The organism is Lonepinella sp. BR2271 (assembly GCF_051851515.1).
GTDB lineage: Bacteria > Pseudomonadota > Gammaproteobacteria > Enterobacterales > Pasteurellaceae > Lonepinella.
The window spans coordinates 91,847-114,227 of sequence record NZ_JBPDVF010000009.1 but is presented as its reverse complement, the minus strand read 5'-3'; the positions used below and the strand labels follow the sequence as shown (position 1 = coordinate 114,227).

General features: G+C 38.3%; 22 protein-coding genes. 12 read left to right on the top strand and 10 right to left on the bottom strand.

The annotated features are described in order from the left end of the window. On the top strand, positions 1-125 hold a 125-nt coding region (locus ACTG7X_RS08450), incomplete at its 5' end, for an IS3 family transposase (protein ID WP_439258049.1). Positions 126-190: 65 nt separating this feature from the next. Here the strand turns inward: ACTG7X_RS08450 and ACTG7X_RS08445 are convergent. From ACTG7X_RS08445 to ACTG7X_RS08420, 6 genes are all read right to left on the bottom strand, one after another. Then, complete coding sequence (locus ACTG7X_RS08445; protein ID WP_439258047.1) at positions 191-943, bottom strand: esterase family protein; 753 nt, start codon at positions 941-943, stop codon at positions 191-193. Between the two features lie 15 nt (positions 944-958). Beyond that, positions 959-2,137 (bottom strand): ATP-grasp domain-containing protein, encoded by a 1,179-nt coding sequence (locus tag ACTG7X_RS08440; RefSeq protein WP_439242764.1) that lies wholly within the window; start codon positions 2,135-2,137, stop codon positions 959-961. A 133-nt stretch (positions 2,138-2,270) separates the two neighbouring features. After that, positions 2,271-2,762 (bottom strand): rod shape-determining protein MreD, encoded by a 492-nt coding sequence (gene mreD, locus ACTG7X_RS08435; RefSeq protein WP_439242762.1) that lies wholly within the window; start codon positions 2,760-2,762, stop codon positions 2,271-2,273. Next, a complete protein-coding gene (gene mreC, locus ACTG7X_RS08430) occupies positions 2,762-3,805 on the bottom strand; it encodes a rod shape-determining protein MreC (RefSeq protein ID WP_439258046.1) in 1,044 nt (347 codons plus the stop codon). The genes mreD and mreC overlap by 1 nt, the downstream gene beginning before the upstream one ends. Positions 3,806-3,881: 76 nt before the next feature. After that, a complete protein-coding gene (locus ACTG7X_RS08425) occupies positions 3,882-4,934 on the bottom strand; it encodes a rod shape-determining protein (protein WP_439242758.1) in 1,053 nt (350 codons plus the stop codon). A gap of 180 nt (positions 4,935-5,114) precedes the next feature. Next, complete coding sequence (locus tag ACTG7X_RS08420; RefSeq protein WP_439258045.1) at positions 5,115-6,131, bottom strand: LacI family DNA-binding transcriptional regulator; 1,017 nt, start codon at positions 6,129-6,131, stop codon at positions 5,115-5,117. A gap of 218 nt (positions 6,132-6,349) precedes the next feature. Between ACTG7X_RS08420 and ACTG7X_RS08415 the strand changes: the two genes are divergently transcribed. From ACTG7X_RS08415 to ACTG7X_RS08400, 4 genes are read left to right on the top strand one after another with little or no spacing between them, the layout of a single operon-like run. Then, a complete protein-coding gene (locus ACTG7X_RS08415) occupies positions 6,350-6,619 on the top strand; it encodes a PTS sugar transporter subunit IIB (protein ID WP_439258044.1) in 270 nt (89 codons plus the stop codon). Between the two features lie 9 nt (positions 6,620-6,628). After that, positions 6,629-7,984, top strand: a complete 1,356-nt coding sequence (locus tag ACTG7X_RS08410; protein ID WP_439242752.1) for a PTS ascorbate transporter subunit IIC — start codon at positions 6,629-6,631, stop codon at positions 7,982-7,984. Beyond that, on the top strand, positions 7,985-8,803 hold the full coding sequence (locus ACTG7X_RS08405; protein WP_439258043.1) for a transketolase: 819 nt from the start codon (positions 7,985-7,987) through the stop codon (positions 8,801-8,803). It abuts the gene before it with no gap. Then, positions 8,800-9,741 carry a transketolase family protein gene (locus ACTG7X_RS08400; RefSeq protein WP_439258042.1) on the top strand — a complete coding sequence of 314 codons (942 nt, stop codon included), beginning with the start codon at positions 8,800-8,802 and terminating at the stop codon, positions 9,739-9,741. The genes ACTG7X_RS08405 and ACTG7X_RS08400 overlap by 4 nt, the downstream gene beginning before the upstream one ends. 70 nt (positions 9,742-9,811) lie before the next feature. Here the strand turns inward: ACTG7X_RS08400 and uvrA are convergent, their stop codons facing one another. Then, positions 9,812-12,643 carry an excinuclease ABC subunit UvrA gene (gene uvrA, locus ACTG7X_RS08395; protein WP_439258041.1) on the bottom strand — a complete coding sequence of 944 codons (2,832 nt, stop codon included), beginning with the start codon at positions 12,641-12,643 and terminating at the stop codon, positions 9,812-9,814. Positions 12,644-12,783: 140 nt separating this feature from the next. Between uvrA and ACTG7X_RS08390 the strand changes: the two genes are divergently transcribed. From ACTG7X_RS08390 to ACTG7X_RS08360, 7 genes are all read left to right on the top strand, one after another. Beyond that, positions 12,784-13,284, top strand: coding sequence for a single-stranded DNA-binding protein (locus ACTG7X_RS08390; RefSeq protein WP_439258040.1), 501 nt, complete (start codon positions 12,784-12,786; stop codon positions 13,282-13,284). 150 nt (positions 13,285-13,434) lie between these two features. Continuing rightward, a complete protein-coding gene (locus ACTG7X_RS08385; RefSeq protein ID WP_439258039.1) occupies positions 13,435-14,727 on the top strand; it encodes a site-specific integrase in 1,293 nt (430 codons plus the stop codon). Continuing rightward, entirely contained in the window at positions 14,705-16,225 is a 1,521-nt protein-coding gene (locus tag ACTG7X_RS08380; RefSeq protein ID WP_439258038.1) for a site-specific integrase, read from the top strand. Before ACTG7X_RS08385 ends, ACTG7X_RS08380 begins: the two co-directional genes overlap by 23 nt. A 2-nt stretch (positions 16,226-16,227) precedes the next feature. Further along, positions 16,228-18,255, top strand: coding sequence for an integrase (locus tag ACTG7X_RS08375; protein ID WP_439258037.1), 2,028 nt, complete (start codon positions 16,228-16,230; stop codon positions 18,253-18,255). 1 nt (position 18,256) lies between these two features. Then, positions 18,257-18,667, top strand: coding sequence for a hypothetical protein (locus ACTG7X_RS08370; protein WP_439258036.1), 411 nt, complete (start codon positions 18,257-18,259; stop codon positions 18,665-18,667). Positions 18,668-19,661: 994 nt separating this feature from the next. Next, on the top strand, positions 19,662-20,105 hold the full coding sequence (locus ACTG7X_RS08365) for a hypothetical protein (RefSeq protein WP_439258035.1): 444 nt from the start codon (positions 19,662-19,664) through the stop codon (positions 20,103-20,105). Positions 20,106-20,114: 9 nt separating this feature from the next. After that, positions 20,115-20,837 (top strand): hypothetical protein, encoded by a 723-nt coding sequence (locus tag ACTG7X_RS08360; RefSeq protein ID WP_439258034.1) that lies wholly within the window; start codon positions 20,115-20,117, stop codon positions 20,835-20,837. Here the strand turns inward: ACTG7X_RS08360 and ACTG7X_RS08355 are convergent. The 3 genes from ACTG7X_RS08355 to ACTG7X_RS08345 all read right to left on the bottom strand — a co-directional run bounded on the left by ACTG7X_RS08355 (position 20,800) and on the right by ACTG7X_RS08345 (position 22,357). Then, on the bottom strand, positions 20,800-20,976 hold the full coding sequence (locus ACTG7X_RS08355; protein WP_439258033.1) for a hypothetical protein: 177 nt from the start codon (positions 20,974-20,976) through the stop codon (positions 20,800-20,802). The two genes, ACTG7X_RS08360 and ACTG7X_RS08355, sit on opposite strands and share 38 nt — an antisense overlap. A gap of 291 nt (positions 20,977-21,267) precedes the next feature. Continuing rightward, positions 21,268-21,840 (bottom strand): hypothetical protein, encoded by a 573-nt coding sequence (locus ACTG7X_RS08350; protein ID WP_439258032.1) that lies wholly within the window; start codon positions 21,838-21,840, stop codon positions 21,268-21,270. Positions 21,841-21,994: 154 nt separating this feature from the next. Then, positions 21,995-22,357 carry a hypothetical protein gene (locus ACTG7X_RS08345; protein ID WP_439258031.1) on the bottom strand — a complete coding sequence of 121 codons (363 nt, stop codon included), beginning with the start codon at positions 22,355-22,357 and terminating at the stop codon, positions 21,995-21,997. Positions 22,358-22,381 lie beyond the last annotated feature (24 nt).

Sequence of the window (22,381 nt, the reverse complement as noted above, 5' to 3'; positions counted from 1 at the left end):
TTAAGACCGTTGATGAAATTAAAATAATGATTGATGAGTATGTTCACTATTACAATAAAGAGCGTATTCAGTTAAAATTAAAAGGACTGAGTCCGATACAATATCGTCGTCAGTCCTTGATGTAAGTGTCTAACTTTTTGGGGTCAGATCAAAATCACCGCAGTTTTGCGCTTTTGGATTTGCTTTAGGATTAAATAATCCCTTGTTCTTCTAGCTTACCTAAGAAGAATGGCATTTGAACTCGCCACCAAGGCCAGTCATGATCCACATCACCGCCCCAGAAATCGAACCAAGCCTGAATGCCTTTGTTTTCGAAAACTTGCTGTAAACGTTTAGAATCCGCAATGTGCTGTTCTTCCCATGCACCCTGCCCCACGGCCACTAAATAGTGGTTTTGGCGGTAACGCTCAAGGAACCATTCATCATGTTGGTTAGATATATAATCAATCGGCGAATTGAAATACACCGCTTGATCATTACCAAAATCACCGGTAAAGAAACGGGCATCATATACGCCACTTAAGGCAATGGCCGTATCAAATAAATCAGGATGACGTAACGCAAAGTTAATGGTATGGAAAGCGCCCATACTGCAACCCGTGGCAATCATGGTGCCATTCCATTGGGATTCGTGACGAATTAACGGTACTAATTCATGTACAATATAACGATCGTAAGCATTATGCGCTAACGCCATATCATGCCCGCTTTTCCATGTAGCCAACCAAGATTCGCTATCATAGGAATCTGGGGTATAGAATTTAATTAAGCCACGCTCAATAAATGAACGGCAAGCATCAATCATGCCAAAATTGCCGTATTCATTTTGGTTACCACCAGAGGACGGGAACACAATCACGGGTTTACCCGCATGCCCATACACATTAAAGTGCATTTCACGGCCTAATTCCCCACTCCACTGACTTCTTCTTTCAAAGTGCATATTGTTATTCCTGTCTTATTGTTTTTGATGTGCAAATTGCACGATTTCACGCATTTTTTCAATGCTGTCGGCACGGGCTAAAATACCATGTTCGCCCATGATTTTGGCAAATACACCGGGTACAGTTTGCACGCTAATAATATTTTGCGCAAATTTTTCACACACTTGCTCAATGCTGTGCGCATAGTTTTGGTTCGCTTTGCGTGAAATATAGACTACATTCCAAGGGTGAGTAATGTGGCTGTGGAATTTATTTTCTTTCACCACATTGGCATATTCGGCGAACACATCAAAATCATTGGCGTAATTCCACATGTCAATAGTTAATCCACCCGGTGGGCGACAATTGATTTCTAATGGTAAGAATTCACCGGTTTTTTTAGTGCGGAAAAATTCAAAATGGAAGAAACGCTCACGCACACCGAAAGCCTCAACGCATTGTTTGCCTAAGGCAATTAATTCTGGAGCAATCTCACGTGGCACATAGTAGAACATATCGCCATCTTTTTCGACCGTGTCTAATACCGCCTCAGAATATTCCAAGCTCGCATAGAACACGATATTTCCCTCGTGATCGGTTAATCCATCAAAGGTCACAATGTCGCCATCAATGAATTCTTCCATAATATATTCAACATGCGAATTTTTGTAACCAAAAAATGCCTCTAATTCCTCCGCACTTTTGATTTTATAGGTATCACTCGCCCCAACACCAGAGTTAGGTTTAATAATCACTGGAAATTTCAGTTTCTTAGCGAGTTTACGGGCCTCATCATCGTCATGGAACACTTGTCCTTTCGCCACTTTTAGCCCTGTTTTACGGAACACTTCTTTCATTTGTGCTTTGGTTTTAATGGCAAGCATATCGTCATTTTTATAACCAAACACATTAAAATCGGTGCGCAATTTGGCATCCAATTCGAGCCAATATTCATTATGGGATTCAACCCGATCAATACGACCATATTTATGCGCAAAATGGCCAACGGCACGATACACCTGATCGTAATCTTCCATATTATCCACACGATAATATTCGGTTAACGAATTACGTAAGTTTTCGCTCAGTTGTTCATAAGGGGTATCTGCAATCCCTAAGGTATTAATCCCTTTTTCTTTCATTCGCACCGCAAAGGTTTCGAAGTTAGTGGGAAAATGGGGAGAAATCATGACAAAATTAAGTGGTCTTGACATCGTGGGGTTTCCTCTCAGTTATCTATTTTTATGGGTTAACGGGAATTCTAAGCGAGTTTTGTTTATTTTGCCAATACATTTCGATGAAATAGGCTAAAAAATAGGATAAATTTTACCTTATCCCATTTTACGGCTATTCATTAATTTGTAATTTCAGGCGAATTTTACGTAATAATAAAAACACCCAAGGCCAAAGTAGTCCGCTGATTAAGGCACCAAAAATTTCTTGCCATTGGAAAGTGGCATTGTGAATTAAGCGCTCAATCACGAAAATACCTAATCGAATGCAGTACACCAATAGCACGATCAACAAGCTCTGCTGTAACAGGGATAAATTTCTGAGTAACGCATGATTTTTAGCTACTACATACATAAAAACCGAGAGAACCAAGGCATGTATACCCATCACCGAACCCAGCACTAAATCCCAAATGACCCCTAACACAAAAGCCGATCCAATGCTGACTTTTTCGGGGATGGATAATGACCAGTAAGTTAAGACTAATACTAGCCAAGCAGGTTTAAAGCTCTGAAAACCGGCCGGCCAAGGGGCAATTTCCAACACCAATGCCACCACAAAAATACATAGCAACGTCATCACTTGCATGATAAAACGGGTATTCATTAATCTTCCTCCCGATGTTCTTTTAACTCTGGATCTGGTTGCGTATCATTTGAGTTCATTTCCACAGGTAAGGTTTCCGTGCCATTTTCTTCCGTTGCATGGGGGGCTGCTTGTTCTTGTTCTTCAAGCGGTTTTTCTTTTTTCTGTGGTATATTGCGTAATCGTTGTTGTACCGCATTGCGCACTTCTTCTGGTGATGAGGCTTGCACTTTGTGCATATCTTCCGCACTGGACCAAACTAACAACACATAGCGTAAACGCTCCAATGAGGCCAAGGGTTTGGCACTGATCGTGGCAAAATAATTGGAACCATCACGAGAAACTTTGTCCACCACCGCAACGGGATACCCCTCGGGAAAACGTCCGCCCAAACCCGAGGTGACTAACAAGTCGCCTTTCACAATATCGACCGAACGTGGCACATTATCCAAACTCAGTTCATCCGCTCGGCCCGTGCCACTGGCAATGGTTCGCACATCATTACGCAACACTTGCACAGGAATAGAATGCGTGACATCCGTCAACAATAGCACACGAGAGGTGTCTTCACCGGCGGAAATAATTTGCCCCACCACGCCACGTTCATCAATCACCGGCTGACCGGCATACACACCCGCACCACGTCCTTGATTAATCACTACTTGCTGACGATAAGTATCACTTTCTGCGGTTAATATTTCGGCAATTTTTTTGTATTCATCCGTGCGTAAGGGCGAATTAAGCAATAAACGCAAGCGTTGATTCTCCACTTTTAACTGATCCAATAATAACAAATCCGCATTCTTTTCTCGTAATTGATCTTTTAAAACTCGATTCTCAATTTGTAATTTATTGGTATCAATTAAATTATCTGAAACACTATCTAGCACCGTATGAGGGGTGTTGGCTAAATAATATAAGCCGCCCACCAAGGTTTCCATGGCACTACGCACTTTAATCATAGCGTGACTTTGCCCATCTGACAGAATCAGCGCAATAGAGGCCATCACGGCGAAAAATAAACGCAGTCCAAGGGGAGGAGCTTTTCCAAAAATAGGTTTCATTGCCAGTCCAATACAAAGCAAAAAGTGCGGTGCAAAAATGGAAAATTTATCACCGCACTTTTTTTATCACAGGTTATTAAATATCATCACTAAAAATATCGCCACCGTGCATATCGATCATATGCAAGGCCTCGCCGCCGCCTAAGGCCACGCAAGTTAATGGATTATCGGCCACCACCACACGCACGCCCGTTTCTTTACTGACTAAATGCGAAATATTACGCAATAAGGCGCCACCACCCGTTAACACAATACCGTATTCATAAATATCGGCAGCATGTTCAGGCTTACATTCTTCCAAGGCCGAACGAATGGCATCAATAATCCCTTTTAACGGTTGGCTAATCGCCTCTAACACATCACGAGAAGTCAACGTGAATGGACGAGGCACGCCCTCAGAAAGATTTAAACCATGCACTTCCAATTCCAACACATCAGCATCCGATTCAATATAGGCCGCCCCAATTTCATGCTTGATACGCTCTGCTGTCGCCTCACCAATGATTGAACCAAAGGTTTTACGCACGTAAGAAATAATCGCCTCATCAAATTTATCCCCCCCAATACGCACGGAAGAAGAATAGGCTAAACCATTCAACGCAATGACCGCAATTTCAGTGGTACCACCACCAATATCGATCACCATTGATCCCGTTGGTGTAGATACAGGTAAACCCGCACCAATCGCTGCCGCCATCGGTTCTTCAATTAAATACACTTCTCTCGCACCGGCACCGATAGCCGATTCTTTAATCGCACGACGCTCTACTTGGGTTGCTCCGGCTGGCACACAAATTAATACACGTGGGCTTGGACGTAAAAAGTTACCGCTATGCACCTGTTTGATGAAATATTGCAACATTTTTTCAGTCACAAAGAAATCCGCAATCACACCGTCTTTCATTGGGCGAATGGCTTCAATATTGTTTGAAGTACGACCGAGCATCATTTTGGCATCTTTACCCACTGCCGCAATACTACGCTGCCCCGCACGCCCTTGACGAATAGCCACCACAGAGGGTTCATCAAGTACAATCCCTTGATCTTTCACATAAATTAAAGTGTTGGCTGTCCCTAAGTCAATAGAGAGATCGTTGGAGAATAATCCCCGAATTTTTTTGAATAACATAAGAATTCCGCTAATAAAATGTTCGTTAAATAAGAGATAGAAAAATTATGCGTAATGTACCAAAAAATCGACAGTAATTACAGTGAAAATTAGTATAAAGACAGAATTAAATCATCTTTTGGGCTTTTGAGGTATGAATCTCATTAAAGAATGATTTTACGATGGGATCGAGAGACAATATTAACAGCTCTCTCTTACCGCCAATTTTGTTGGTATTTCAATCACTTTTGTCTGAGAACTCGGCACATCATCCTGTAATAAACGTTTAAGCATTTTACCTGCCTGATAGCCAATTTGTTCATAAGGAATCGAAATCGTCGTAAGTCTTGGATAAGATACCGTTCCCACGTCTAGCCCACCAAGACTGGCAATAGCAATATCTTGTGGTACGGAGATATGACGTCGTTGTGCCTCATATAGGGCGCCACAAGCCAATTCATCCGACACAAAGACTAAGGCATCAATTTTTCCCCATAACAACAAGGATTCGCTGAATAATTTTCCTCCTGCGGAAAATGAAATCGGTTCAGCACTGTGCAACATTAAATGGGGGTTGATATGTTTGGCTAACAGCGTCGTGTGCCAACTGGCAAGGTATTGCTGAAAAATAGCCAGTTCTTGGGTTGCTGATAACAACGCAATTTCTTGATAGCCTTTTTCAACCAAGAAAGTCACCATTTTTTTCATGGCTTGTTTGCTATCAATACCGACATTAATATGCAAGGGATCTTGTTGGATAGAACCAATTTCTAAACAAGGCATGCCACTTTGTGTAATCCATTCCTTAGCATTGTCTGGGCAAGTTAAATTCAGCAACACAATCGCTAACGGAGAATGATTAATTAACTCTCGTAGCCAGTGTTTATTATCTGCAATCAGAATCACTAATTGCACATCTAAATCACGAATATTTTCTTGAAGTGCGGATAAAATCAAGGCATTTTCACGAGAAATCAAGGAATGCGTCACCACAACCAAATTACGAGAGGTGGCAGAGGCTAATTGGCGAGCGGCAAAGTTCGGCACATAGCCCAGTTGTTGCACGGCTTGCTCAATTTTCTCACGCATTTCCTCAGAAACCAACGTTGGCTGACGTAACGCTCGTGAAACTGTCATCTGCCCGACACCCACGACTTTTGCCACATCGGCTAAAGTGACTTTTCCTGTTGTTTTACGTGATCTTGTTATTTCTGCCATGTTATTACCCTAATTTTGTCTTGGGTATTATACAGAAAAGCCATCGATTTTGCTGAAATTCATTTTTTTCTTACTGATATTTTGTGATCAAGATCACATTTTTGAACATAAATTTAAGAAAAAATGTTAACGCTATCACAATTTTGAAATTTGCTTATTGATAGCGTTAACATTGAATTATATAGTGACACTGATTTTTATTAACTAAGGAGTTTCCTATGAGAATAATGGCAGTCTGTGGCTCAGGGTTGGGCAGCAGTTTTATGATGGAAATGAACATCAAAAAAGTGTTGGCAAAATTAGGTATTGAAGCGGAGGTGAATCATACGGATTTATCTTCGGTCACCCCGAATGATGCCGATGTATTTGTGATGGCAAGTGATATTGCCGCCAGCAGTAGTATTGATCCCGAACGGATTATCGTTGTAAAAAATATCGTGGGATTAAACGAATTTGAAGAAAAATTAACCGCATATTTTAACCGTTAGGAGGTTATGATGGACAGCGTACTCTTTTTTGTTTTAGATATTCTTAAAGTACCCTCTGTATTGGTGGGTTTGATTGCCTTGGTCGGTTTAATCGCTCAGAAAAAATCTGCGCCTGATATTATTAAAGGCACCGTAAAAACGATTTTAGGTTTCTTAGTTTTGGGTGGCGGTGCCACTGTGTTAATGGGATCTCTCGCCCCACTTGGCGGTATGTTTGAATACGCCTTTAATGTGCAAGGCATTATTCCAAACAACGAGGCCATTGTGTCAATGGCGATTGAAAAATACGGTACAGCGACAGCGTTAATTATGGCGTTTGGTATGGCGGCAAATATTATCGTGGCTCGCTTTACGCGGTTAAAATTTATCTTCTTAACAGGTCATCACACATTCTATATGGCTTGTATGATCGGTATTATCTTAACCGTGGTGGGTTTTGAAGGCGTGCAACTGGTGTTTGTTGGCTCATTGGCGTTAGGATTGGTGATGGCGTTCTTCCCTGCTTTAATGCACCGTTATATGCAAAAAGTGACGGGCAGCAATGATGTGGGCTTTGGGCATTTCGGCTCGCTCGGTTATTTCTTATCTGCGGTGATTGGTCAAGCAGTGGGCAAAAATTCCAAATCGACGGAAGAAATGAATTTACCGAAAAACTTGAGTTTCTTGCGTGATAGTTCCATTTCTATCTCATTGACAATGTTGGTCATTTATTTCATTTTAGCGATTTCTGCAGGCAGTCAATATGTGGAACAAAACTTAAGTGGCGGTCAACATTTCTTAGTGTACTCCACTATTCAAGCCATTACCTTTGCCGCTGGTGTTTACATTATCTTACAAGGGGTTCGCTTAATTTTAGCGGAAATCGTGCCAGCCTTTACAGGGTTCTCTGAAAAACTCGTTCCCGATGCACGTCCAGCGTTGGACTGTCCGATTGTGTTCCCTTATGCCCCGAATGCGGTGTTAATCGGTTTCCTTTCTAGCTTTGTAGGCGGTATTGTCGGCTTGGCGTTGTTAGGTCAATTGAATTGGGTGTTGATTTTACCTGGTGTCGTACCACACTTCTTCTGTGGTGCAACTGCAGGCGTATTTGGTAATGCCACCGGGGGCAGACGGGGGGCTGTGCTTGGAGCATTTGCACACGGTTTATTGATTACGTTCTTGCCTGTATTCTTATTGCCAGTATTAGGCAATCTCGGCTTTGCCAACACCACGTTCAGTGATGCAGACTTCGGTGGGGTCGGTATTTTGTTAGGCTATATGGCACAATATTTGTCTAAAGAAATGATTATGGGCGTGATTGTGGCGATCTTTGTGGCGTTGGTGGCGTACAACTATGCTGTCAAACCCAGCAAAAAAGGAGCGTAAATGAACACGCAAGCAATGCAGGCGTTGGCGAAAGACATTCGCATCGCCTTGCTTAAATCACTCACGCATCTTGGTTTCGGGCATTTCGGCGGTAGTCTATCCATTGCAGATGTGTTAGCAGTACTCTATGGTGGCGTGATGAAAATTGATCCAAAACGCCCTGATTGGCAAGAACGGGACTATTTCGTGCTATCCAAAGGACACGGCGGTCCTGCCCTTTATGCCACATTGGCATTGAAAGGCTATTTCCCTGCACAGGATTTATTGACCTTAAACCAAAACGGCACCAATTTTCCGAGCCACCCTGATCGCTTAAAAACTCTTGGAGTCGATGCCACCACAGGATCGCTCGGGCAAGGGATTTCCATTGCCACAGGTATTGCCTTATCGCACCAATTACGTCAACTACCAAACCGCACATTTTGTATTGTGGGGGATGGCGAACTCAACGAAGGGCAATGCTGGGAAGCCTTTCAATTTATCGCTCACCGTAAGTTAACCAATTTAACCGTCATTGTCGATTACAACAAACAACAGTTAGATGGTTCGCTTTGTGACATTATCAATCCCTTTGATTTGGAAGCAAAATTCCGTAGTTTTGGGTTTGCCGTGGAAACCGTAAAAGGGACGGATATTGAACGACTTTATCAAGTGCTAACACAAAAAACGGATCGACCATTAGCCTTGATTTTAGACAGCAAAAAAGGGCAAGGTGTACCTTATTTGGAGAATTTGCCAAATTGCCACCATTTGCGTTTAGATCAACAAAGTCGGGCGGAAATTGAAAATGCCATTCAACAGTTGGAGATGAGCCGATGAGTAAGCGAGAAAAAGATCCGCAAGAAATGCGGAAAATTTATGCGGAAACCATGCTCAATGCCATGCAAAAAAATCCCAATATCGTGCAATTAGAAGCGGATTTGATGAGTTGTATGACAATGGATAAAGTGCAAAAAATCTTGCCAAATCAGGTGATTAACTGCGGTATTATGGAAGCCAATGTAGTCGGTATGGCAGCAGGATTATCCTTAGCAGGTATGATCCCCTTTGTGCATAGCTTTACCGCATTCGCCAGTCGCCGTTGTTTTGATCAATTATTTATGGCGTTGGATTATCAAAAAGCCAATGTCAAAGTGATTGCTTCGGATGCAGGGGTAACTGCGGTGCATAATGGCGGTACACATATGTCTTTTGAAGATATGGGCATTGTGCGTGGTTTGGCTCATTCCACCGTATTGGAAGTGTCAGACGGCACAATGATGAAAGCTATCATTAATCAATTAATGGATTTAAACGGCTTTTATTGGGTACGTACGATTCGTAAACAAGCAGTCAAACTCTATGCAGAGGATGAACAATTTACTATCGGCAAAGCCAAAGTGTTACGCCAAGGCAAGGATATTACGCTCATTGCCAATGGCATTATGGTCGCCGAAGCCTTAGATGCCGCCGATAAATTGGCAGAACAAGGCATTGAAGCCACGGTGGTGGATATGTTCACCTTAAAACCGCTAGATGTGAATTGTGTGATTGATTGTGCCAAACGTACAGGTAAAATTATCACTTGCGAAAACCATAGCATTACCAATGGATTAGGTTCAGCGGTCGCAGAAGTATTGGCAGAACATTGTCCAACACCAATGCGAAGAATCGGGATTCAACAGCGTTATGGACAAGTGGGAACACAGGATTTTTTAATGCAAGAATATGGTTTAACGGCAGAGCATATTGTGCAGAAAGCGTTAGAATTAATCTAATATGTAATCTTAAAAAGGGATTAAAATTTGATTTTAATCCCTTTTTTACTAACCAGTTTATTTATTATCACTAGGCAGTTTTCAAAATATCTTTCAAAAATCTCGCCGTATGGGATTTTTTGTCTTTCGCCACTTGCTCTGGTGTCCCCACAGCGATAATCTCACCGCCACCACTACCGCCCTCAGGCCCGAGATCCACAATCCAGTCAGCCGTTTTGATCACGTCTAAATTATGCTCAATCACCACAATCGTATTGCCTTGATCACGTAAGCGGTGTAGGACTTCCAACAACTGTTTGATGTCAGCAAAATGCAAGCCCGTAGTGGGTTCATCCAAAATATACAAGGTTTTGCCTGTATCTCGCTTAGACAATTCAGTGGCTAACTTCACTCGTTGAGCCTCACCACCTGATAAGGTAGTAGAAGATTGCCCTAAGCGAATGTAAGACAATCCCACATCCATCAACGTTTGCAATTTGCGAGCAATCACTGGAATAGCGTCAAAAAATTCCCGAGCCTCTTCCACCGTCATATCCAACACTTGATGAATGGTTTTGCCTTTATAACGAATTTCCAAGGTTTCACGGTTGTAACGTTTGCCTTTGCAGTGATCGCATGGCACATAGACATCCGGCAAGAAGTGCATTTCCACTTTTAACACACCATCCCCTTGACAGGCCTCGCAGCGTCCACCTCGTACGTTAAAGCTAAAACGCCCCACGTTATAGCCCCTTGCTCGGGCCTCGGGTACGCCCGCAAAAAGCTCACGAATAGGGGTAAATAACCCCGTATAAGTCGCTGGGTTTGAACGTGGGGTACGTCCAATCGGGCTTTGGTTAATATCGATCACTTTATCGAAATACTGCAAACCATCAATGGATTCATAAGGGGCAAAATGAATATTATCTGCCCGATTTAACGCATTTTGTGCCAATGGGAACAAGGTATCGTTAATCAAGGTGGATTTACCCGAACCAGACACGCCTGTGATACAAGTAAACAAGCCAACGGGAATTTCTAAATTCACCGATTTTAGGTTATTGCCCGTCGCACCGTTTAAACGGAGGAGCTTATCGGGATCAAGTGCGGTGCGTTTTTTCGGAATTTCGATCGTTTCCGTTCCCGATAAATATTTCCCTGTAATGGAATTCGGATTCGCCATAATTTCTTGGGCGGTGCCTTGCGCAATCACTTCACCGCCGTGAACACCTGCGCCGGGGCCAATATCAATAATATGATCCGCCGCCCGAATCGCATCTTCGTCATGTTCCACTACGATCACCGTGTTACCTAAATTTCGTAAATGAATCAAGGTATTAAGCAAGCGTTCATTATCTCGTTGATGCAAACCGATAGAGGGTTCATCTAACACATACATCACGCCCACTAAACCTGCACCGATTTGACTGGCCAAACGGATCCGTTGGGCCTCACCGCCTGACAGGGTTTCAGCGGAACGGGAAAGGGAAAGATAATTTAAGCCAACATTGACTAAGAAAGACAAGCGTTCTTTGATTTCTTTGAGAATTTTCTCGGCAATTTGGGCTTTTTGCCCGACTAACGCCATTTTCTCGAAAAAGGCCAAGGCCTCGCCAATACTCATCTCTGACACATCAGGCAAGTTAGTTTGTCCGATATAAACATGACGAGCCTCAGGGCGTAAACGGGATCCGCAACAATCCACACAAGGACGTGTACTGATATTTTTCGCCAATTCTTCTCGTACTGACATGGATTCCGTTTCTTTATAACGGCGTGCCATATTGTTTAAAATACCCTCAAAGGCATGACGGCGAACCACCGTATCACCACGATCATTTAAATACGTGAACTCAACTTCTTCTTTGCCAGAGCCATGCAACACAATATCACGTACTTTTTTAGGCAATTTTTCAAACGGCATTTCCACGTCGAAATGATAATGTTTCGCCAAAGAGGTGAGCATTTGATAATAATAGAAGTTACGGCGATCCCAGCCTTTCACTGCTCCGCCTGCCAAGGAAATAGACGGATTTTGTACCACCCTTTTTTCATCAAAAAATTGTTGCACGCCCAAACCATCACAAGTTGGGCAAGCCCCCGCTGGATTATTGAAAGAAAATAACCGCGGTTCTAATTCTGGCACGGAATAACCACAATGTGTACAGGCAAAATTGGCCGAGAATACCAGTTCTTCGGCGTTATCGTCATCCATACTGGCCACAACGGCAACACCGCCTGATAGTTCCAGTGCCGTTTCAAAAGACTCTGCCAAGCGAGTGGCTAAATCTGCTCGGACTTTAAAACGGTCGATAACCACTTCAATCGTATGTTTCTTCTGTAATTCTAAGGTTGGCGGATCCGATAAATCACAAATCTCACCGTCAATTCTGGCTCGAATATAGCCTTGTGCCGCAATTTGATCGAGCAATTTAACATGTTCCCCTTTGCGGTTTCGCACCACAGGGGCGAGCAACATCATTTTGCTTTCCTCGGGCAAGCTCAACACCTTGTCCACCATTTGCGAAATAGTTTGCGCTGTCAGCGGTTCGTTATGGGTTGGGCAGCGAGGTTCACCGACACGGGCAAATAATAAGCGTAAATAATCGTGAATTTCCGTGACTGTCCCCACCGTAGAACGGGGGTTGTGGGAAGTGGATTTCTGCTCAATAGAAATCGCTGGCGAAAGCCCCTCAATGCTATCTACATCAGGCTTTTCCATTAAGGATAAAAATTGACGGGCATAAGCCGATAGGCTTTCCACATAACGGCGTTGTCCCTCTGCATAAAGCGTATCAAAAGCTAGGGAGGATTTCCCCGAACCAGATAACCCCGTAATGACAATCAGTTTATCCCGTGGAATAGTCAGATTAATATTTTTTAAATTATGGGTTCTTGCCCCTCGGATGTCGATTTTGTTCATTGTGAGTATCAATAAAAAGTGAAATTTTGGAAAGCATATCACAAAATTAAGAATCTGTTAAAATAACCAGTAAAAAATCTAGATTTTTTTTTTATTTTAGGGCAAAATACAGAGTAATTTAATAGTCAATCGAGGAAATTATGGCTGGAGTAAACAAAGTTATTATTGTGGGTCGTTTAGGAAATGACCCTGAAATTCGGACAATGCCAAATGGTGAAGCCGTGGCGAATATCAGCGTCGCCACCAGTGAAAGTTGGAACGATAAAAATACCGGCGAACGCCGTGAAGTCACGGAATGGCACCGCATTGTGTTTTATCGCCGTCAAGCCGAAGTGGTCGGTGAATATTTACGCAAAGGCTCCCAAATTTACGTGGAGGGACGTTTAAAAACCCGTAAATGGCAAGACCAAAACGGGCAAGATCGTTACACCACGGAAATTCAAGGTGATGTTATGCAAATGTTGGATAGCCGTAATGCTAACCAAGGTGGATTTAATCAAGATAATGGCGGGTTTGCTGGACAACAATCTGGTGGCTACTCACGCCCAACTCAAACACCACGCCCACCTAAGAAAACAGAAAATGTAGTATCATCTAACGAACCGCCAATGGATGGGTTTGATGATGATATTCCATTCTGAATTCCGTATAATCCTAAACTGTAAAATATAGATCAAAAAAACTGAGAGAAGACTTATCCCATAAGACTTCTCTTTTTTTACATTATTATTGACACCCTCTATTAAATAGGAGTAGTATTTACATATATTAATTATGTAAAAATAAATGTAATGTATAAACTAGAAACACTTATTTTCTCTGATGGAGAACGCTATCCATTACTTATCAATAGAAAAACAGGGATTCCTGATTTTTACTCTAGCTTATGGGTAACAATTGAGCTACGTAATCAAAGCGCAGTAAATACAATTAGAAATAAATTGAATACCATTCTTTGGTTAATGAAATGGGAGAAAGCTAATAATCTAATGCTTAGTGAAGTAATTAAGAATAACGAAATATTATCAGATGCTACATTAGAGTCTCTCATTCAACATATGAGAATTAATGCGACCAAACAAAAAAATAATCGTAATACGAAAAAGAAAATTTGGGCCGGTGGTCCCCGTCCCCAATTTATTGATACCTATTCATCTGTTTCTGCAAATCATCAATATAATAGACTAACTACCCTTTCTGACTATATTCTATTTCTGGCAAAAATAATGAATATTAGTGATGTATACCAAGAAAAAGTTATCAAATTGATTTCAAAAATTAAGGGAATAAGATACAAAACTAATCATTCATTATCCTACAAACAAGAGAATGAGTTACCTGATGGGCTATTAGATGAATTTATGTCTATTGCTAACTATTCTAATCCTAATAATCCATTTCAAGACACGGGTATCAGAAAAAGAAATCAATTAATGTTTATATTATTAAGAGAATTAGGAATTAGAAGGGGAGAGCTACTTTCTATTCAGATCCCATTTATTGATATAGGAACATCTAAACCATCAATTTTAATCCGTCGGACGCATGATGATAAATTAGATACAAGGAAAGTTCAAGCAGTAAGTAAAACGAGAGAAAGACGTTTACCAATTTCACATTCAACAGCCCAACTTATAAATGATTATATTATGAATTTTCGTTCTAAAATTCCTTACGCCAATAAACATCCATATTTATTCGTTACACATAGGAAAGGTAAAACTCAGGGACACCCCATTAGTACAAGTTCATTTGATAATATTATTGTACCCACGATGAAAAGAATGGATTCTAGGTTTTCAATTATTCATCCACATATTTTTCGCCATGCATGGAATTTAGATTTTTCCAGAAAAATTGATAAAAATAATAATAGTTTGAATAATAATAAATCTCATAAGAATTTTATTTCCCCTGAAAAAGAAGCCAAAATTCGTCAAGATATTATGGGGCATTCATCTGAGAAATCTGGTAATATTTACAATCAACGTTATATTAGAGAAAAAGCCAATCAAATATCATTAGAAATCCAAACTGAATTTCAAGATAGGATGAAAAACTATGAATCAAGTAAAAATTGCTAGACAATCAAAAGATGGATATGAATTTTATGAAGATGAAAATTCTTGGCGTATAAGTAAAGATCATGTAATCAACTTCTCTTCGTATATTCTTAAACTAGATAAACCTCTATTACATGGATTTAAAAAAACATTAGCTATATATGCAGAAAAATATTCTAGCTCCCATGTTACTCACATGTACCAGCAGTTTCAAAGATTAGTAATTAACAATAATTCTAGAAATATTGATACATCTTCCATTTTAAATTGGAAATCTTCTTTAGGTAAAGAATATGAATGGTACTTAGGTGCTTTAAAAGGATTCTTATTATCTTGGTATGAATATGGATATTATGGTATTGATAAATCAGTTGTATTATTACTTGAAAGTTTCAAGTTAAGTGGGAATACTAAAGGTAAAGCTGTGCTAATGCGATGTCCCTATACAGGAGCATTTACTAATAATGAAATTTTGGCTTTAATGTCTGAATTAAATAGACTGTGGAAAGAAAACCTAATTACATTTGAAACATATGTGTATATTAATTTACTGCAATCTACGGCAAGACGCCCTATCCAATTTCGCCACCTAAAATTCAAAGATCTAAGAAAAGAAATGTCAAATAACACATGGAACTATTATCTAGATATTCCCTCTGCTAAAAAAAGAAATGGTTCTTTTAGATATTCATTTAAAACTCTGTCAATCACTGAAGATTTATACTTAATTTTATTAAATTTCATAGAATATCAATATGAAAAACTACTTAAATTAGTTGAAAAATCCGTTATTTCTGCTCATAAAATGAAACTACCTATATTCATAGACTGGCATTGCTTAAAAGAAAATATAGAAAATAAGTGTTTTGATATTTCTTTATTAGATAAAGACATTTTTCATCATTCATCTAACTCTCTAGAGTATAATATATTAAAGCCATTCTGTATCCAACAAGAAGCTATTTCAGAAAGAACAGGAGATATTATACATGTAAACGCAAGACGTTTTCGCCATACCCGAGGAACTAATTTAGGAAGAAAAGGGGTTGGTGCCGTAATTATAGCCGAACTTTTAGATCATTCAGATACACAAAATGTAAAAGTATATACCGAAAATACTGCTGATACAGTACAGTATATCGATCGAGTTATGGGGGCTGATATGGGGAAACTAGCTCAAGCATTTACAGGTAAGATAATTTCTAATTTAAGCGAAAGTGAAAGAGGTTATGATCCTAAATCATTTATAACAAATGATGGTAAGAGTACCATTGGCGCTTGTGGTACTAATGACTTTTGTATCAAAGGGCATGAGGCATGCTATTTATGCTCTAAATTTAGACCATTACTTGACGGACCTCATCAAGAAATATTGAATAAATTATATAAAGAGAAAGAAGAACGAATTAAGACATCTAAAAATATTGACTATGCTAATTCAAAAGATCGTATTATTTTGGCTGTTGAATATGTAGTACAGGCTTGTGAAGAAATTAAAAATACTCATGGAGTTCATTAGTTATGGAAAATATCCTTTTTGCTCCGACCTCTAATAATCCTAAATGTAACTTAGATCAATTTATTACATTTTGTAAAAATAAACTAACTGCTTTTGGGCCAGACTGTTGGCCGCAAAATCAATGGAAAACGCAATTAAGTGTAAATTCGGTTCAAGTTCGTTTCTCTACTGATCGGGTTCCTTCTACACCTTATAAATATGAACCTCTATCACCCACTTTTATCGAATTTGCTAAAGGGTATATTCGATATACTTATTCAATACGCCCAATTCGTCAATTAGCAAGGCATATAGAAGCATTGCGTATAGTTGAAATGGCTTTATATAATGTTAAAAAAAACGCAAATATATTACAACTCGATTACTTAGTCATTCATGAAGTAAAAAATATTGTATCTACAAAATATAAGAAAAATACTGAGTCCGTGAATAAGTTAGGCTATCAATTAGAAAGATTATTTGATTTTTGTAGAGAAAGTCAGATTACGCCAGACCTACCTTTATGGAAAAGCCCTTATAAAAGACCTCGAGATCTTACTATTCTACTGAATGAAAAAGGGAAAGAATATCGCTCAAGTAAAATGCCTACTGATGAAGAAATGATGTTAGTAGCCAAATTATTTCATGATGCACCTAATTTGGATAAAGAAACTGAATATTATACTGCCATTATGGCCTTATTAATGGTTGCGCCTTCTCGGTGTTCAGAATTAATGAGCTTATCCATAAATTGTTTAGAATGGGAAGAAGATAGTGTAGGTAATCAGCAACTGGGGATAAAATGGCAACCTGCTAAGAATGGAAAGATTGGATTAAAATGGGTACCTAGTAGTATGCAAGAAGTCATTGTAGAAGCAGTGAATCGCTTAATAAATATTGGTGCACCTGCTAGAACTGCGGCTAAATTTGCAGAAGAACATCCCTATCAATTAATGTTAGAATCATCAGAAACCTACGATCCGAATCAAGTATTAAATGAAAATCAAATTGGAAAGTTGTTAGCATTTAACGGAAATTATGGAATCAGAACAAAATGGTTTAAATCTTTACTAGAAGAAAATAATGGCGCTATTACTTTAAATGCACTAGGTAAATTTATCTATCAAAAATACACCTCAAGATTTAACTATTGGCCATATATTGATAAGAATAAACTTGTAAAAGCGTCAGAAGCATTGCTGTTATTTAGGGAAAATGAATTTCATGACGACTTTTTACCTAAAAATTTCTCATTTATCTTACCAACCGTTAATCAAATTAATGATAGATTTTGTTATTCTGAAACAAAACCCAAAAAATCATTATGGGAAAAACATGGTATAGTTACACAAAAAGGTGAATTTGTATGGTTACCCTCTCATAATGCACGTCATTGGTTAAGTACCAAGGCTGAAAGTGGAGGAATGGATGAACTCACTCTCGCTAATTGGGCTGGGCGAGCCAGAATTACAGATAACAAGGCTTACGACCATAGAACAGAAACAGAAAAAAGTGAGGAAGCTAGAAACTTACTTATTCCAGAACATGTATCAATTCTAGATAAAATTCATCTCAATCTTCCCGTTACCTATGAAGAATTAGGCAAAAATAAATTGGGGGTTGCTATTGTTACAGAAATAGGCATTTGTGAGCATGATTATGCCATGTCACCATGCTCACGCTATGGTGATTGTGAAACATGTAAAGAACTTGTTTGTGTAAAAGGGCTCAATTCATCATTAGAAATTTTGAAAAAACGTGAAATTCAGCTTACTGAACAATTTGAGCGAGCAACGAAACATCACCGAATGGGTACTTTCGGAGTAGATCGTTGGATCAGTCATTTAGGTTGGCGATTAACACATATAAGAAACAAAATAGCTTTCTTAGAAAATGAAAACATTCCTAACAATACATTATTAAGAATGCCTGATGAATATGATCCATCTCCAACAAAATTAGCTTTATTAGAAAAAGGTATGGATATAGAGGTTACCAAGCCAGAAACAGTAAAATTAAATGATGAATTATATCGTTTAATGGAGTTATAATATGCCTAAGATTCTTATAACAGAAGAAAATTTAGAAGAAGTTATATATTTAATTAATACATGGGAAGGAAAATTAACATGGGATTTATTGTGCGAAAAAGTTGCACAATTACTTAACATTAAAAGTATAGAAAGACAATCCTTAGCCAATTATCCTGATATACAACAAGCATTTAGTAAAAAAAAGTTAAAAATAAAAGAGACACATAAGGTCGAACCTATACCTAATATAAACATAGATTATCTCATTAAACAGGTAAAGAGCCTAAAAGCTCAAATCCAACGATTAGAAGAAATTAATGAGCGATATAAACAACAATTTATTGTATGGCAATATAATAGCTATATGCACGGTATGACTGAAGAAGAATTGAATAAACCGATAGTTGCTGTTAATCGACAAGGTAGGTAGAAATCTGTCAACCTATAATAAAATTTGTGTAAATACCGATTTTTAAAATAGCCTATACAAGAATTTTAGTATGGGTTCTCTAAAACAAGGGGGTAAAATGTCCAGTCTAATAGCAAATATAAAAAATCAAACTTTGGTAAGTAAATATGACTTAACCAATAAGGAAACCATTTTAATTACATTGCTTATTAATAAGCTACCAGATGATTTTACAATTAATGATTTGACTCTTTCTATAACAACGGAAGAATATAAAAATTATTCATCAGTAAATATGAATGTATTTCACAGTTGCTTTTATGTATGTATCATATGACATTTACACTATTCATTTTTATTGCTTTAGGAATTGTTGTAGATGTAAAAATTTAACCACTGTAATAACCAACTAAAACTCTTTTTTCTTTATGTATTATCGTGCGCAATAAATATTTGTAGTTTTATTCTGCTTTCTTTTTCACTTTTAATGTATCAGTCTACTACATAATTAAATAAGCTAAACCAACCATAAAACACACATCAGCTCATTGTTTTGTGATTTTTCTATCGCATTCTATCTAGCGGAATGGTCTGAAATGCGAGATTTAACATTGTTTTTTAACCTATTTCCAGTATCGCCCACAAACACAAAAAATCATTTTCCTAAAATTTCCTGTTTTTTAGTATAAAATCGTAAAATCGAAAAATGAGCGCACTAAGACATCTTTTTATAAGATATATATAAGTTAATAAATCTAAAAAAACATATAAAAGTCGCCAAAGAACTTTATTAGCGTGGAAAATAGTAAACCACTAGATTGAAATCTGTTTTTTTATTGTTTTTTTTACCCTTTCTCTCTATTTTTCTCTATTTATATAGATGAAATAGGTTGACATTTATGAACTTTTTGGTAGGCTAATGCTAGGTTGATTGATGATTTTCCTTCTATTTAGATGGACGCATATTCACACACACTTTTGCATCATCAATCAGTTTTAACATCTATACGAGGGAGTGGTTATAACACTTTCAGAATCTCAATCAACAATGGTGCCGTTACGAAAGATAACGCTAGAATATGATAAAGAAGCAAGAAAGCTTTTTTTTGATTTGGAACAGCGTTATATTCCACGTTGCCATTATGATGAAAATTACTATGCTCTCATTTCTGCGCTAACAACATTTGAACAGAAAGCGATTGAGTTCACTATCGGTGTGGAGTATTTTGATAAACAAGTCTATCTTGCACTTACAGAAGCAACATCATTGAAAATTGTTATTACGCACAATATTGATTATGAAACTGCTGTAATGCTTGCTGATGAATTTATCGATCTCTTTAACGTGAGTCATCTTAGTGTAATAAAAGCTATGATTGACAGTCAGTTGATTCAGCAAACCGATGAAGTTATTGATTCTCTTTTGGCAAAGAAAATTGCCGTTACACGAAATTTCTAGGAGTGAAGTATGTTAAAGGTACTTGCAGACAAACAAAATCGCAAACACGCTCTATTCATTTTTTTAGGTACAATGCTCTTTTTATGTACATTAGGGTATAACTTTACCATTTGGGGAGATAGTTATGATTCCTTGCATTATATCTCTAAAATTAGTGCTTTCTTTCAAACTAACAAATGGGAAGATGATGAACCATTAATCAATCAAATTGTTGGCCGACCAGCAGGGCAAAATTTCTATCATTTTGCTGTTGTTTTGCACGTCATCTATGCAGTTTTACTCTTTAAACCATTAAAACGTAGTATCGCAACATGCCGTGAAGCATTGGTTAAAACAGAAATGACTCGCAAAGAGTTAAATCATACAGGTTGGTCATTCTTCATTATTGTAGCTTTCGCTTTAAACATCTTATTGTTTATCAATGAAAATAATGCTACATTCTTAACTGATATATCAACTATGACGGGTGTGTATTACTTAGATAATCCATTACACAGCGAATCTTGGTTCTATCTTGATGGGCGTGGTTTCTTATTTGTCGCATTAACAGCGCTTTATCCTGTTATTTACTTCTTTGATAAACGCTTTGAAAATTTTGGTTTTGAAAGTGTGGTTGTAACCAAAGAAACAGCTGAAACTGTTGAAACAGCAACAGTTTCAGAACAACAAAATGCTGAAGTTACCGAACAAAACATCACCACAACAGATACAGAAAACGAATCAAAATATTGACTTTAGGGGCAGGGCGAGTGTTATAACTACCTTGATTGGAACGCTCTAAAAGAATGGCATTTGCTTGACTAACAAAGCCCAAAAGTGATATTGCACCAATAGCAAGGGTTAGATTTCGTTTAAAACTATGTTTACGCATAATAAAACTCCTATTATTTTCAACCTAGTTTAAATTAAAACCAACCAAAAAAGCACAAAGTGAATTTCTTTGTGCTTTTTAAAGTTTTTTGTCAAAATTACATTAAAATGAGATTTTAGGTCCTGCAAAACCTGCTGATTCTGCATTATTTTGTTTCTCTTGCTTACGCAAAAATGCAAATTTTGCTTCACGCTCCGATTCAACATCTTGCTTAATCGTTTGTGTTTCTGGTGCTGGCTGAACTTGTGTGGTTGGTCCAAATTGTTGTGGTTGTACCGCCTATTGCATATATTATGATGATGGCTCAACGGCTTGTGGTGCAACTGCTTGTGGTGCAGCCTGATACACCCCTTGTCCTGTTAAAGCAATTTGTTGCTGTAATTGTGCTTGTTGCATCGCAAGAATTTGTTGCATCATTGCTTCAAGTTGAGCTGGTGATACTGCATTAGGTTGCGCAGGAATTTGTTGTTGTGGAACAGGTGATACAACTTGTTGTGCGTTTACAACAGGCGTACTATGTTGTTCTTCAACATTCACTCCATAACCATTTTCACCTGTAATTTCAGCAATGGCATCGTTGGCATCAAAAAACACATCATAAATGTTTTTATCTGTTACCGCTTCTTTGCCTTTTTTAATGTTGTACACTTGCTTAAAGCCCAACATTAACAAGCCTTTTAAATACATCGGAAATTCATTAGATGGAATACGAGAAAACGCTTCAATCATAATTCGTTCAACTTCGATAACAGGACGTAATGAAATATTAAGTTTTACCAACTCATTATCCCACCGATCTTTTTTACGTCTTTTCTGTTTAGGCATACCAGCTTGATTTGCCATTAAAGTATCTTTGATTTCCATAATTTATCCCTCTAGTTAGCAAGGCGTTATACGTACAGGGCCTTTAATTTGTGTTGTCATAGATGTTTCCTTTGTTTTGTGTGAAAAAAACAGTGTACTACGAATATATTTTATGAAATATATTTTATGAATTATGAATTATGAATTATGAATTTCATTCAATAACTCGCAAATCTTTTTTAAATCGTAACCATTTAAATCCTGCAATAAAAATCAATGCAGCCATAAGCCCAACAATCGGCATTTGGTACATTGACGTGTGAATAATACCGATGGGGTGAATCGCTTGTGTTGAGATGTGAATCATATAGTCATGACCACAATCATTATATGATTGAGTATGAAAACAATCTAAACCTTCATCTTTATTATAGCTATGACTTGAAAATAGAGCTTGTTCATCTTTTAGTATTCTGGAAACAACTTTCTGTTGTCCTTGTACACGAAATCCTGTTGAGTAGTAATGCCCATTTTCATCAGATTTAATTGCATTAGATGGCGAAAAAATAAGCCCCATATTGATTACCTCACATGTTTATTC